Source organism: Desulfatiglans sp., from assembly GCA_012513605.1.
Lineage (GTDB): Bacteria > Desulfobacterota > DSM-4660 > Desulfatiglandales > HGW-15 > JAAZBV01.
This window is the reverse complement of sequence record JAAZBV010000050.1, coordinates 1-14,646: the sequence shown is the minus strand read 5'-3', so window position 1 is coordinate 14,646 and position 14,646 is coordinate 1. Positions and strand designations below refer to the sequence as shown.

At 35.2% G+C, this 14,646-nt stretch carries 13 protein-coding genes; all 13 read right to left on the bottom strand.

Features of this window, described 5'->3' with window-relative positions:
- Positions 1-875 (bottom strand): methyltransferase domain-containing protein (locus tag GX654_06640; protein ID NLD36529.1); only part of this gene is annotated, 875 nt, incomplete at its 3' end.
- Positions 862-1,278 carry a four helix bundle protein gene (locus GX654_06635; protein ID NLD36528.1) on the bottom strand — a complete coding sequence of 139 codons (417 nt, stop codon included), beginning with the start codon at positions 1,276-1,278 and terminating at the stop codon, positions 862-864. The genes GX654_06640 and GX654_06635, both read right to left, overlap by 14 nt.
- Before the next feature lie 81 nt (positions 1,279-1,359).
- Complete coding sequence (locus tag GX654_06630) at positions 1,360-2,469, bottom strand: glycosyltransferase (GenBank protein NLD36527.1); 1,110 nt, start codon at positions 2,467-2,469, stop codon at positions 1,360-1,362.
- Positions 2,470-2,695: 226 nt separating this feature from the next.
- Positions 2,696-3,427, bottom strand: a complete 732-nt coding sequence (locus GX654_06625) for a DUF1698 domain-containing protein (protein NLD36526.1) — start codon at positions 3,425-3,427, stop codon at positions 2,696-2,698.
- A 42-nt stretch (positions 3,428-3,469) separates the two neighbouring features.
- Positions 3,470-4,603 (bottom strand): hypothetical protein, encoded by a 1,134-nt coding sequence (locus GX654_06620; protein ID NLD36525.1) that lies wholly within the window; start codon positions 4,601-4,603, stop codon positions 3,470-3,472.
- Between the two features lie 126 nt (positions 4,604-4,729).
- Entirely contained in the window at positions 4,730-5,953 is a 1,224-nt protein-coding gene (locus tag GX654_06615; GenBank protein NLD36524.1) for a TIGR03087 family PEP-CTERM/XrtA system glycosyltransferase, read from the bottom strand.
- A complete protein-coding gene (locus tag GX654_06610; protein NLD36523.1) occupies positions 5,953-7,287 on the bottom strand; it encodes a hypothetical protein in 1,335 nt (444 codons plus the stop codon). Before GX654_06610 ends, GX654_06615 begins: the two co-directional genes overlap by 1 nt.
- An 84-nt stretch (positions 7,288-7,371) precedes the next feature.
- Positions 7,372-8,295 carry a glycosyltransferase gene (locus GX654_06605; protein ID NLD36522.1) on the bottom strand — a complete coding sequence of 308 codons (924 nt, stop codon included), beginning with the start codon at positions 8,293-8,295 and terminating at the stop codon, positions 7,372-7,374.
- A gap of 52 nt (positions 8,296-8,347) precedes the next feature.
- Positions 8,348-10,231, bottom strand: a complete 1,884-nt coding sequence (gene asnB / locus GX654_06600; GenBank protein NLD36521.1) for an asparagine synthase (glutamine-hydrolyzing) — start codon at positions 10,229-10,231, stop codon at positions 8,348-8,350.
- 4 nt (positions 10,232-10,235) lie between these two features.
- Positions 10,236-11,252 (bottom strand): FemAB family PEP-CTERM system-associated protein, encoded by a 1,017-nt coding sequence (locus GX654_06595; GenBank protein NLD36520.1) that lies wholly within the window; start codon positions 11,250-11,252, stop codon positions 10,236-10,238.
- Positions 11,253-11,417: 165 nt separating this feature from the next.
- Positions 11,418-12,419 (bottom strand): DUF3473 domain-containing protein, encoded by a 1,002-nt coding sequence (locus GX654_06590; GenBank protein NLD36519.1) that lies wholly within the window; start codon positions 12,417-12,419, stop codon positions 11,418-11,420.
- A 146-nt stretch (positions 12,420-12,565) separates the two neighbouring features.
- Positions 12,566-13,540, bottom strand: a complete 975-nt coding sequence (locus tag GX654_06585; GenBank protein ID NLD36518.1) for a hypothetical protein — start codon at positions 13,538-13,540, stop codon at positions 12,566-12,568.
- A gap of 201 nt (positions 13,541-13,741) precedes the next feature.
- Positions 13,742-14,646, bottom strand: a 905-nt coding sequence (locus GX654_06580) for a hypothetical protein (GenBank protein NLD36517.1), incomplete at its 5' end; no start/stop codon positions are given.

Genomic DNA, 14,646 nt, shown 5'->3' with positions numbered 1-14,646 from the left:
TTTGCATCAATTTTTTCCGCCACGAAAAAGTAATCCGAACATAATAATTCTTCCTCAGCTAGATTTCGAAAAGAACTTGCCAGCTTATGCTTTATATTTATTAGCTCCTCTTTTGAAAATTCGTAGAGGGACTCTTCAAAAATTATTTTAAAAGAATTGCGATTTGACAACTCACGGTAAGTATTTCTCCTCCATCTATTGGGATAACCCTTTTGACTTGTCATAAGAGACCATATTATAGGGGAATACGTTAAAAAATCCAGGGGAGATTTTCTATGAGTTCCATGCGAAGTCAGATCAGCTTTATGTATCATTATACCGTTTGTGTTTAGATTATAATTCATATTCTTAAAGGTGCTGTCAAGATCATTGCAATGTTCGAGAACGGCCCGTGATACTATAAAATCGGCCTTTTCCGGAATTTGATAGACTCTATTTTCTGCAGAAATATATATGATATCCCTGCCCAGGATATCATTCCATTTTTTCAAGCTGGAAGAATCGTACGCTTGTATGATCTTTTTATATACATCAAGGTATTTCTCCTTATCAACCAGGGGAAACCGGTCAATGCAATATACACGCTTTGCGCCATTTAAAAGAAAAATAAGGCCTGTCCCCAAAAAATCACCCGGACCATACTCAAGAATGATTTTATCTTTTAATTGATCCAAAGGGTTATTAATTACCTTGCCCAGCACCCTCAGGTAATCATTATATACATCTTTACTGTATGATATTAATTCATCATCCCTGTTAAAGTCTCCTCCTCTTCCTGTCTCCTGTGTAACTTTTATAAATAGCTTTGGAGATACTAACGCGATAATATTCGAGATAATTCCTCTTAGGATTGTGATGGCTTTATTTAAGTCCATTGTCTGCTTTTAATTGGTAATTAGTTAGTAGATAGTGGTTAGTAGTTTTGAGTGATCTTTTTAAGCCAGAAATCATTTTACCAATTTGTTCAAGTTTTTCATTGATTTCGGAGATATCATCATCTTTTAATAGATTTAGATAATTAACACATAATTCCACCTGGGTATCTAATTCAGATAATGATCCTAAAGCGATGCTGAGAAACTGGTTAAACTCCTTTTTTGAATTTCGCGCTGCCCCTTCTGCTATATTACTTGGAATAGAGACTGCGGCTCGCTTCATTTGATTTACCAAACCATATTTTTCATCCACAGGGAGTTTTTTGCACACCTGATATATAGTCTTACAGAGTTCCATCGAACATTTCCAGGCTTCTAACTTCTTATGCGGTTTGAAACTCATGTATCAACTCCTCCCCACTCACTACTCACTCTTCACTACTCACTACTCACTCTTCACTACTCACTACTCACTCTTCACTACTCACTCTTCCCCATACATCTGCTGATACGCTGCAACCATCTTCTCCACTGTAAACTTCTCTTCATATCTTTTCCTGCCGGCTTCACCAAGCTTTTTACTCAATGATCTATTACTGATCAGAGCGCATATGGTATCAGCAAGCAGCTTTTCATCATTAACAGGAACAAGAATACCGGTTTCAGAATCTTTCACGATTTCCGGATTCCCACCGACATTTGTTGCGATACATGGTAATCCTGATGCCATTGCCTCTAGGAGCGTCATGGCAGTTCCTTCACTGAATGATGTTAACAGGAACATATCCATTATCTTATAATAGATATGGGCTTCTTCACTGAATCCAGTAAAGATAACTTTTGACGATACATGGAGACCGGATACAAGTTCTTGGAGATTTTTTCTCTCCGGGCCATCACCAACAATGATCAGGTATGTATCAGGGTAATTATCATGTACCAATTTTAAGGCATTTATCATCATCCTCTGATTTTTTATTGAATCAAGTCTGGCAACAGTTCCAAGAATACTTGCGCCATCCTTTATTCCCAATGTTTTTTTTAATTCCGGATCACCAGAAGAAAGATAATTCAAATCATCAATTCCATTATATACTACCTTAATCTTGTTATATGGAAAATTCTCATAATCCACCAGGGCATCTCGTGTTGCTTTTGAAATGGCAGTAACATACCCTGTGAAAAGATTTAGAAAAGGGTTTATCAGCACCCTTTTTTTCTTTCTTTCATCAGGGAAAAATCTGCCATGCTCGGTGAATATCACTCGACAGGAATTAGACATGGAACCAAAGACGCCATATACATATGGAGTATACTGGTGGCAATGCAGCACATCCACCTTATGTTTTTGTACATATCTTCGTATTTTATAAATAAGAGAAATATCAAAGCCTGGTTCCCTTGCAATAATATCAACTTTATACCCGATACTAATCAACTGCTGCCCAATTGGGCCTACGATTTTACCAAGACAAAGAACAGATGCGTCATATCGGGTTTTATCTGTGTTGGTTATCAGGTTATAAATGACCTTTTCAGCCCCACCTATCGACATGTCAAATGTAACATGCACTATTTTGAGTCTATTACCCATTGTTTGCTGTAAGTTTATCCAGGGGTTTGAAGGGCAGATCTTTGCTGTTTATTTTTAATTGTTTTCATAATGAAAGGTTTAACCCGCCATCTGTATTGTATCTGAATTTCTGATGCAGCTTATAAAACAGCTTTAAAACAGATGTTATTTTTATATTTCGTCCAACCAGGTCATATTTTGAAATCAAAGGCTGGCTTCCATAGAGGGGAGGAGATTTAAAATTCTTTTAGAATTTCTTCCTGATCCAATTTCGTATTTTATCAGTTTTTCCTTGGCAGCCATTTTTTTTAATTGGGAAATTCGATCCCACCACAACCGGCCTTTCATATAGAAACGGTTTATCGGTCGAGATGTATTTATACCCGACATTTTTCAGGGCTTTTTCAATATAAACAGGCAACGCTCTCCTATGAACTTCTGCAGTTTGATCTTTTCTGTTGGTGTTGCATTGAATTATAATTGTATCAACATGTTCTTTAAAGTAAGCCAGCAATGAAGCTATTTCAATATCTTCAAGGTAGTAAATACAACACAGTGCTGTAACAACATCAAAATGACCAAGAGCTAATTCAGGAATATGAGCCATATTGGAATTGATGTATGTTATGGGATAGTTAGTATGACATCTCCACTCTAATGCCTCTTTGACAAACAGGGCTTGTTCTTTCCATTTTGCCCATGTTTCTTCAGAGTCTATTCCAATTACTTCCCTCGCACCCATTCTGGCCATCTGAATGCACGAAATCCCATTATTACATCCGATATCCATTACCCTTTTCCCTTGGATATCAGGCAGATTTCTTTCGATAATATATTTCCATTTTCCTGATCCGAAATGCATTGAATCACTATCTGTATTTACCAGATAATTTCCACGGGCAATCAACCCGTTCCCAAAGTCAACAGGCGTATACCAGGTAAATTCTTTTATTCTGAATTTTATTGTTGCTTCGTTCACTCTTTACTCCATTATACAAATTTTATTTTATATGCTCTTGACTCAAATAATACTCAGTAAAAAATTTTTTTGAAAACAATAAAACAATCTACAAATAAACGGATTAAGAAATCTTTTATTTCCCGCAATAAACGAGTACATGTAAATATTTATAATTGTATGTCTTATCAAATAAAATCTCAAAGTGGCATCCTCCAAATCAGGACAGCCTTGTTTAATGCCATACCCGGAAAAAAAAGCGGATGACAAAATCCCTTTTTTAGATGATTTCAATAACATGCTATAGCATCCAATATTTCTAAGATCAAGATACAATCTTGCCAAATCATCCTCAGGAAAACCTGCGCCCCAGAATCCATAGTCAAGCAAATAAAGCGTACCTGAATCATAAAGAATATTAGCAAGGGTAAGATCCCCGTGAACATTTTTTAATATCTTTCTTTGCATAACAATTTGTTTTGTCAAATCAGAAGCTGTAGAAATAATTTTTTTGCATAATTCAGGTGTAAAATCACTTTTTGCAGATATTCCCAAATTTTGCACTCGAGTTATTATGTCTAAAAGATCGTTATCTAGTTTCACCCTAATATCATTTTGTGAAGTCTTAATGTTGGTTTCCAAGTCATGAAACTCTTTTAACCACCTTCCCAAATTTTTTAGACTTGTAGTATATTGGGGAAAATTATATTTATTAATAAATAATTTAATAGGTGATTGAAAAAGAACATTAAAAAAGCTCCGGCCTTCGCAATAACTCATCAATATTGAACAAAGCTCATAATTTTTTCCAAATACAGCAGGAATAAAAACTCCATTACTGTTATCTGAATTTCCTAATAATACAAGCGCTGAATATTCCCTATCCAAACTCTCATAATCAAATTTGCCTTTCACATCCTGCTGAATTATGAATCTCTTAACAAAAAGCCTTTCGGGTATATTTGAGGAAAACTTCTGTTGAAAAACAAATATTTCACTATGTATGTTTTTTACCGCTTTAAGAAGCTCCCAGTTTGATCGAGGGGAAGGGAATAATTCATTTATCCATTTGATAATTGAAATAATTACTTTCTGATAATCTTCCGCATTATGAATCTCTGGTATCTCAAGTTTTGGCTTAAAGATAATTGATCCAAAAAATTTAATTATTTGATCAGTGACGTTCGAAAAAAACATTGTCCCCTAAAACTCCGAGTTGAATATATTAGAATTACGACTTAATATAACACTGCCTGTATCATCCATGAAATATGGGATTTTCAAAATAAGCATTTATACAAGACTCTCAACATAAGTTACATTTTATTCAGTATATTTTCCAAACAATTCTTCAAAAGTTGCCAGGTTTGTTTCCCATTTATAGTTGGTTCTGATATTTTGATATGCGCTATTTCCAATATCTTTTCTCTTGTTCTCATTTCTGAGAAGATCAATTACCTCTCTGGCAAAAGATTCGGCATCATTTGCTATAATAATATCTGAATTATTTTCGCAGATAATGCCTTCACTGGCATTTGAAGTAGCAACCACCGCCTTACCCATGGACATTGCTTCGAGCACTTTATTCTGAAGGCCTCTGGCTATCCTTAGTGGTATCACACATACATCTGCTTTTACATAATAAGGCCTGATATCCTCAACATATCCGGTAACAAAAACTCCATCTACTTTAGAAAGTTTCTGCACCCTTTTGGTCGGCCGGTTGCCTACAATATAGAATTCAACATTGGGGATATCACTTTTTATTTTTTTCAATATATCCCTGCAAAACCATTTCACTCCATCCTCATTGGCAAAATAATCCATTACACCGGTAAAGATAAGCTTGAATGATGAATCATCAGCCTCTTCCATACTGGTAAATGTTCCAGGATCTGATGAGAAAAATTCACTGTCTACACCGTTCTGGATAACTTTTATATTCTTCGCTTCAGGATACCATCTTTTAAAGACATTTACTTCCCTCTCTGAAACGAACACTGAATGATTAAAAATTTCATTAATCTTTTTCTCATACTCAAGCAGCCTTTTTTGCTCTATCCTGTAAATAATATTTTTAGGAAACTTCGTATACTCAGAGTACTGTCGCCATTTATCTGAATCCAGATCAACATAATCCATTACCATTTTTATTTTTGAAATATCATCGTTTTTAAATGCCGGACTTTGATAGACATATTCTGCCATACTGGAGCAAAAGCAGAATATGATATCTATTTTATTATTTTTCAAGACCCTGTCTACATAAGCCTGAAGCCTTTTATCGTAAAAATTTGAGACCGAAAATGGTTTATTTGAAAGCAGGCTTTTCGATAACCTCCATCTTCTTTTAAAATGAACTGCAAAAACCTCCTCGCAATATTTTTCTAATTCAGGGGTATAATTTTTATCGGATTTTTCATCAAGTGTTGTCCCAAGATATATCTTATGTTTTTGGGATAAAAATATTATCTCATTATAAGAACGGATTTTATCGCCCTTATTGGGTGGGTAAGGGATACGATGGCATAAAAAAAGGATATTCATTATGAAAACTCCGGCAAGGGATTCTGAGTCTGACTTTCATTGGATTTTTTTAAAAGATGAGATTTTATTGCATTTAAAGCCAGAAAAAAATAAAAAATCTCATAGGTGGCAAGGTTAAGAAAAACAGCACATACAAAAAAACCTATCATACTTCCGGTGACTGATTCATTGACTGCTATAAGTAGAGGGTCTAAATTATTCTGTTCCATTTTAATCTGCTTTAAAAAATCTTTAAAAACTCCGTAACAGAGTAAAAGATACATTAACCCGGCTATCATGCCGCATTCTGAAGAAAATTGTATGAGGGTATTATGGGCCACAAAACGCTCAGTCTTTGCGAAATCACGATAGGCAACAAGAAAATTTCCAATACCCACACCGGTTAGCGGATGAGCTATAGTCATTTTAAGCCCGGCAGTCCACGATTGGAAACGCTGCTGGGCAGAACTATCTTTCTCCAGGTTTAACGCACTGTCGGCTCTGCTCTTAGTATAATCACCTCCCTGCCATATGAAAGCTGCAATCATGGCAATGGGAATAGCCGCAATAAATAACTTTTTTTTGGATCTCAGGGCCATAAACATTGTAACCGTACCAAGCCCGACCAGACCTCCTCTTGACCCTGTTAAAAAGATACAATGCCAGGCAAAAGGTATATTCAACCATAGAAAATATTTTATCAGTTTCTTTTTATAATAGACTCCCATGAAATATAGAAATGGTATAACCGTAACAAATAACATGGCAAAGCAATTCTCATCAGTATAAACAGTCCCCATTTCATAGTCTCTCAATCCGGGGCCAACTAATGTATTTCCATATAGCATTAGATTCCCGGATAGATATTCATTATTCCCCCAATACACATAAAAAACGCCTGTAAACACCATTATAAGAGACAAATATTTCAGTTTATGCAGTTCATCTACCACTAGAATCAAGACATAATAAAATAAAATAATTTTCAACATATTATCAATAAGTGTTTCAGGAGTTATATAACCAACTATTTTTCCAGTATCCACATCATAGGGCGGAAAGACATATGATAAAATTACAAAAAGCAACAGGATAAATAAATATATGTTTTGCCTGGATTTTAACTTTGTGAAATCAATGCGCCCGGTTAATGCTGCTCTGCCAAACCCTAGAAGTGTGCCAGCGGCGATAATTAATGTTAAGCGAGGCACTTGGGCAAATACGTAGGGCCATATAGGATGCGGAACCCATATTGACATAAGATAATATGCGATAGCACCAATATATGGCCTGAAAAACGATGCGGCTAATATGCTGACTAAAATGATATAAAGAAATATCTCAGCCTTAGCCATGAATTACTCCAGTATATTGGATACACAGATTCATAAATACATTTAAGTTTCGCTTGTTACATTTAGAAATGGGTAATATTTTCTTTATGTTTTTTTTAAAACAGCAACTGTCCTTGAAAAAAAATAGACCTGTACCAGGAATAGCAGACGCCCCAAATTTTTAAATGTGATCTTTTTTTTCCTTAATTTTAAAAGCAGGGCTATAGTTGGCAGGAGATAAATTACAACCCATATCCATAACCAGCTATGATCAAAATTAAATATGAATATCACAAGGGTTACAGGAAGGAACAGGCCAAAATAAAAAGGAATTGAAAGACTTGTCATCTCATTAAGAGAAAAACCATGGCTCAGAATACCAGCCAGGTTGCTCCTTCCCCTCCATATTTCCTTTTTGAAAAACTCGCGCACTGTTTCAGCCTCTCCGAGATGAACGACTTTTATTTTTTTATCAGAAATGATACTTCCATACTCCTTGAGCCTATAACAGAAATCGACATCTTCACATGTCACGAGTTTCTCATTAAAACCATTGATTGAAAAAAAAATCTCTTTTTGAACAAACAAATTCATGGATTCCAGCCAATCCACCTCCTGTACCTCTTCCACTTTTTGTCTGACAAGATACCATGCCTCCTGCACCCAGCTTGCATTCTCAGGTATAACAGGAGGAGACCCCCAGGCACGAACTGCATCATCTCTTGAATATATCTCAGCCTGTTTAAGCCAGTCTTTATCTACTATGCAGTCAGCATCAACAAATGCCAGGATTTCTCCCTTCGCAGTAGATGCTCCAAGATTTCTTAAACCGGAAACAGTTTTTGAATTATCTATTAAAATAATGGCCCCGTATGATTCAGCTATTTTTATTGTGCGATCTGAAGATCCGTTGTCTACGAGTATAATTTCATACTCATCTTTTGAGTAATTTAGCATGGCTATTGATTCAAGACAGCCGGGAAGGTGTTTCTCTTCGTTATATGCGGGAATAATAATCGAAAATTTCATATTTTTTTAAAACTCTACTCTATTCTCAATCTGTAATAGCCTTTAAGCAACTTCACTCTATAAATTCCTGAAACCATAATTCAAACATGAACAAACTCCAAAGAATACCAGAATAGTTTCTTTTTTTTAACAGGTGTGTATTCCATAACTTTTTGATTTCATCCATTTTAAAAAAATGATTAATGCCTGCATTTTTATTAAAAAGACTCTGGCTGGCCATGTTTTTCAACTCCCCCCTAAGCCACTCGGCCAGAGGGACAGAAAATCCTGTCTTTTTTCTATAAATCACTTCATTGGGCAATATTCCATTAAAAGCTTCTTTCAAAATATATTTTTTATTTCCTCTGTTATATTTATATTCAGGAGTGATAGAAGCGGCGAATTCGATAACTTTATGATCAAGAATAGGCGCCCTTACCTCCAGAGAATTTGCCATACTCATCCTGTCTACTTTAACCAGTATATCACCCGGAAGATAGGTTTTTAAATCAGTATAAAGAATTTTTGACAGATGATTATCTGTATCAGCTTTATTGTAGTAGTAACTTGTCACAGAAAATGGATCATAGTCTCCAATTTTCCTTATTGTATCCTCATTCAACACCTTTTTTAAAATGCTATCATCAAAATCCGTATTAGTTAGAAAAAAACCATAATCAGATTCATAGCTCAGTGTTTTCAGGAGCGTTGATCCCTTTTTAAAAAGATCGTTATTAAATGGGGCTATCAGGCGAGACAAAAAAGGCAAAAATAGAGTCCTGGCTGTGCGGGGAATTTTTGACCTTATTCTATTTTCTATATCATCAAGATAATATTTTTCATATCCGGCAAAGTTTTCGTCACCACCATCCCCTGACAGGGCTACTGTTACCTTCTGCTTTGCAAGTTTGGACACAAAATAAGTCGGCACTGATGAGGAATCTGCGAAAGGTTCATCAAAAAAGTATGTTAGCTTTTTCAGTACCTGTTCGGCATTTTCTTTAACAGTAAACTCATGGTGCTCTGTGCCAAATTTTTTTGCAATAATTCTAGCAAACTCAACTTCGTCATACTTTGTCGAATCAAATCCTATGGAACATGTTTTAACCGGCGTGTCCTGCTGTTTTGACATTAATGCAACGATTGCACTTGAATCAATACCTCCGCTTAAAAATGCGCCTAAAGGCACATCACTTATCATTCTCAAATTTACGCTCTTTTCAAGGACGCTCAACAGTTCATTTGATGTATCATGTAGACTCTGAGTTTTGACATTATCAAACTTAATATCCCAGTATTCGTGATTTTTTATTCCATCCTTTGAACAAATAAGAAAATGTCCAGGTTCAAGTTTATAAATATTTTGATATATGGTCTTTGGATCAGGCACGTATAAATATTTGAAATAATCATTGAGCGCCTCATAATTTATATTCTTCTGGACTATTTTATCTTCAAATATGGATTTTATTTCAGATGCAAATATTAGAACATTGCCATTATAATAATAGAACAAAGGCTTTTTACCAATTCTATCTCGAGCCATAAATAGGATAGATCGCTCACTGTCCCAGATTGCAAAGGCAAACATCCCGCGAAGATACTGAAGGCACTCCTCTCCGTATTCTTTATAAAGATATATTATCACTTCTGTGTCACAGTTACTTCTGAAAGTATATCCCTTCTCAATCAGTTTTTTTCTTAGTTCTAAAAAATTATAAATTTCCCCATTAAAGGTTATCCATATTGTTTTATCTTCTGAGCACATAGGCTGATGACCTAGGTCGGAAAGATCCAGGATACTTAATCTTCTGTGACCCAACCCAACAGGTCCTGCTGTGTATACTCCTTTATCATCAGGCCCCCTGTACTCTATTTTATCACACATCTTTTCAATAAGTTCATGAGGTACAGACATGCCCGTTTTGATATTATATTTGCCGGCTATTCCACACATTTTTTTATAATCCTATATTCTTCCTGATCATTGGACCAATAATCCTGGTCACCCAGACAGGCAGTTTTTGCCAGTATCTGATGGCTGCATCGAATTTACTTTTTTCATCTTTGTCTTCATTCTGTGGACCACCATTTAAATAGATATATTGCCAGCTTAGAGGGGTTGGAGTAGCCCCCCACTGCTCTTTAAATCTATAGGTGCCCTCATCAGGTGATGACCTCCCGAAATCAAAAATTTCAAATTCATTATCACAGGCATATTCCAGCATTGTCCAATAAAGAAGCATATTGGGGCTCAACCGGCTGTAGTCTCTGAGAGATGATGCCCAGGGATTTTCCAGGATTTTATTAAATCCGATGATTATGCTTCCAGCAAGAGGAAGGGTACCCTTATATACTATTACCATTCTGGCACTTTCCGAAAATTCTACCAGGACCTTTTCCAGTATCTTTTTGGAATGAACCGGGGATCCAAGATCTCTCATATTTACAGTAAAAACCTGATAAAAATCATCAAGCAGTTCAATACCACCTGTCTTGCTTTTTAAACCTTCCTTAACAGGTTTATTTATTTGGCTTCTTAACTTGGATTTAAATGATTTCATCAGTTCACCTGATGAATCAGGTAATTGAAGCAGCATACGCACTTTGTGGGCACGAGTCTCATAGCCTAAATTTTGATTTTTTAATCTTAAATCCTGGATAAAATTCAGAGGCTTTGTGTGTCGCAATTCTATATTATCAACCTTTAATTCCTGTCCAATATTTACTGCTTCAAGAATCAGTTCTTTTTCTATATCTTCATTATCTGCCAATACCCCGCCAAGATCGAAGAAAGGTATTGATATAAGACTGTTATTGAATATTATACTGTTAAGATGTGTAAGAGGTAGAATACCTGCTATATTGGAATTATTATTATAAAATTTCGATTTTTGTTCTGATTTTCCATTCTTGATCTTTGAGCTATCCATTGCTATCAAATAAAAAGTTTTATGCCCATATACACCCTCTATTATATCTTTCCAGTTTGATAAATGGTACAGTGTTGCCTGAGGGTGATTAATAACATACTCATCCCAAAGTATCCTGTCAGTGGCTTCCATTTTTTTAATAGTAAGGGTCATTTGAGATTTGAAAAAACAATATTTGAGATTCGATATTATGAAATAATGTTACTTATATTATTGCTTACTATTATAATGAATATATTGTTGACAGGTGATGAAATTGCACTCATTGAAAGCATTAATAAATTTTTTAAGTTTAGTTTCTGTTTTTTTCAAATTAGTATAATGCCTGAACCTTAAGAAAGGTGCCGCTTCCTTTACACGGGGTTGTTCAGGATCTAATTCCCATGGATGAATATAAAAAACAAATCCATCATTTTTTTTAAGATTAAGCTTTACACCTAAACTATATATAAAAAATGGTATTAGCCTGAAATACCCGCCTCCACCCCATGGTAGGACCTGATTAGCAACGATCAGATTACTGACCGGGATTTCATAAAAATTATCGATTAATTCAAAAGCTAACCTTTTATTTTGATCTTTTGGGATATCAATATGACCATATCTGTCATGCAGTGTGAACGAATTGTAACTTGAGTCATACAGAAATCCGCATCCCTGAATAATCTTCAACATATCTTGATTTATTACAAAGCTGGGAGCGCGATATCCCAGTACGGCTTTCCCTGTTAGATCTTCTAATATATGCTTGCTCTTAATGAGATCATTCTGCAAATCAAGCTTAGTTTGGCTGGTGCATAGATCATGTCTGTAGCCATGGGAAGCAACCTCATGACCCCTGCGTTCTATTTCCTGTACGAGCTGCGGCAGGCGATCAGCTATCCAGCCTAAAATAAAGAAAGTAGCTCTAATTTTATTTGATACCGAAGGCTTGATAAACGATGCTTGGTGGTCATTGTTGATAACCGGATGTTGATTCGAGTTTATATCTGCATAATTCAGTCTACTAATTTCTATTTTTCCACTGGTTTCACTTGAATCAAAAAGATCAAGAAGCATGTGAGCATTTTTTTCTACCCTTAATTTTCGCTCAGACCATGATGAAAAAGGGATATATTGTTTGAAATTTTCAACCTGAAACCAGTCTTCAAGGTCAACGGTTATCAGGATATTTAGTTTAGAGTGTGTCATCCGTTTATTAAAATCTAACATATACAAAAGGTTGAATTTCTGGTTCAGTATACATAATAATAAATAGTATCTGTATAATATAAATAAATATTAAAGCATGTAGCTTGATCATATTTTTTATTTTCTCATGGGTTTCCTTTTCCATCATTTACGTTCACCTATCTCTTTTACTGGTTTATTTTCATCGAAATTTTCTTATTGTTGTTCATTAAAAATTTTTCCAGCTTTTCTGCAAAGAACAGGGCTATTTCCCTGTTTGCATAAGGCGTGGGGTGGTTGTCATTAAGCAGATATTTTCCGCGGTCTTTGTGTGAAAATATCTCATTGTATTTCTCATACACATGAATGTAATCAATTTCATTTTCAAAACAATACTCTTCCAGGTCTTTATTTGAGTATGTTTTTCCTACAGGATTGTTTTCAAAACCAGACCCGTCTACCAAAAGAAATTTAGAACCATTTCCTTCAACCTGTTCCTTAAAATATTTTACCAGTCTTAAGGTTAGAGGCCAGGCTTCATTGGCGATTGTGGTTCTGACCATTTCATCGTAATTTAAAGCTTCGTTTGAATCACCATTATTTCGGCTATGTTTCAGATAGCTAAGGATATCCGCTTTCAGAACATTTAAATCGTTATAAAACCTGCTCTCAAACAGTTTATTCGTTATTAAGCGGTAGAGAAGCGAACTCTGCTTAAATCTTTCCCATAAAGAATCATGATTCTTGGGGACTGGGGGGATGTATACAAGTTTATCATTCTCTCCGATTTTATGGTAAGGAGAATATTCTTTAATGTGCAGTGATTGAACATTATCAAAAAAATCATTATTCATGAAATAGCATACTACAAGGTCCGGTTTGAATTTTGTCCCTATGACTTCATACGTCCGAATTTGATTACTTGTTGAATCATCTCCAGATGCCATATTTACCACTTCATATTTTTTATTTAAGCTTTGTGAGTTAAAATACCTTTCCACTAAGCTCGATAAAGTATCTTCAATTTTAAGGGCTTTTCCCTGAACCATTGAATCCCCATAAATATGAATTCGATATGTATTTTCTGGCTTAGCTATCTCCCGTTCGATATCATGAAAGCCAAGGCTATTGGTTATGAATTCATTTTTATAATTTTTTTCCACATGACCCCATGTTTTCTGGTTGGGGCAAAACCGTACACCGATATCTTTATCTGTCAAATAGCATATATTTCTGGTTGGGATAAATAACCTGATCCATACTTCTGCGAAACCGGCAGCAATGAGGCAGTCCAGAGTTATTATCACAATCAAGAGGCTAATTTTTTTTATTTTATAATTTACCATCTTAACAGGTTAAAAGACTTATATAAAAATTCCAAAAAACATTTTTAATTGTTCAATATTATAACCAAAAAGCAGAAACCCGAATGCTGCATACTGAAAAGTTATTAGGGTACTAATTGAATAACCTAATTTTGTTCTGTTAATAAAGTAAATCCATTCCTTCTTAAAATATTTTTTTTCAATATACGTATAAACATTTAATAATGCCAAACCAATACCATGGTAACTCCCCCATAGAAAAAAGTGTATTCCATCACCATGCCAGATTCCACAGACCATGAAAGTAATAATAATACAGATATTTGAATTTGTTACGGGTAGTTTCCGTAGGCTAGGAACATGGCGCATCTTCCGCACAAGAGGCCAGTATATATAATCAGTCAGCCACTGCGTAAGAGACATGTGCCAATTTGCCCAGAATTGCTGGAGATTTCGTTTGAAAAATGGGTAATTAAAATTTTCAGGCAAATCTATGCCTACCATTTTTCCACCGCCTATCGCCATATCTGAATAACCTGAAAAATCAAAATAGGCATAAAGCATATAGGCATAAATACCTAAAATCGCTTTTAGCGGAGTCAAAGAAGGGTCTGTTAAATCAAGGGCAACTATGGAAAAAGGCAACAGGTTATTTGCAAGGACAACCTTTTTAAACAGACCGTTTATAATTCGTTTACCACCCTCCGGATAGTCTGAGAACTTAATCGATTGCTTATCATTCAAATTACCTGAGAATGAGTTGTACCTGTTTATCGGTCCGCTAAAAAAGTTTGGGAAGAATAAAATGTAGTTCAAAAAGGTTAAAAAGCTGAGATTAGATATTTTTTTATTATGGCAGTCCTGAAGAAAATGGATAAATTTAAAACTGAAATAAGACACTCCAATTATGAAAATATGTTTTTCCACACCCTTTGGGTGATTGT

What these genes read in the sequence shown, in the direction of transcription:
- GX654_06635 (NLD36528.1), bottom strand. Translation starts at nt 1,278, where the DNA reads ATGAGTTTCAAACCGCATAAGAAGTTAGAAGCCTGGAAATGTTCGATG.
- GX654_06630 (NLD36527.1), bottom strand. Translation starts at nt 2,469, where the DNA reads ATGGGTAATAGACTCAAAATAGTGCATGTTACATTTGACATGTCGATA.
- GX654_06620 (NLD36525.1), bottom strand. Translation starts at nt 4,603, where the DNA reads ATGTTTTTTTCGAACGTCACTGATCAAATAATTAAATTTTTTGGATCA.
- GX654_06615 (NLD36524.1), bottom strand. Translation starts at nt 5,953, where the DNA reads ATGAATATCCTTTTTTTATGCCATCGTATCCCTTACCCACCCAATAAG.
- GX654_06610 (NLD36523.1), bottom strand. Translation starts at nt 7,287, where the DNA reads ATGGCTAAGGCTGAGATATTTCTTTATATCATTTTAGTCAGCATATTA.
- GX654_06605 (NLD36522.1), bottom strand. Translation starts at nt 8,295, where the DNA reads ATGAAATTTTCGATTATTATTCCCGCATATAACGAAGAGAAACACCTT.
- asnB (NLD36521.1), bottom strand. Translation starts at nt 10,231, where the DNA reads ATGTGTGGAATAGCCGGCAAATATAATATCAAAACGGGCATGTCTGTA.
- GX654_06590 (NLD36519.1), bottom strand. Translation starts at nt 12,419, where the DNA reads ATGTTAGATTTTAATAAACGGATGACACACTCTAAACTAAATATCCTG.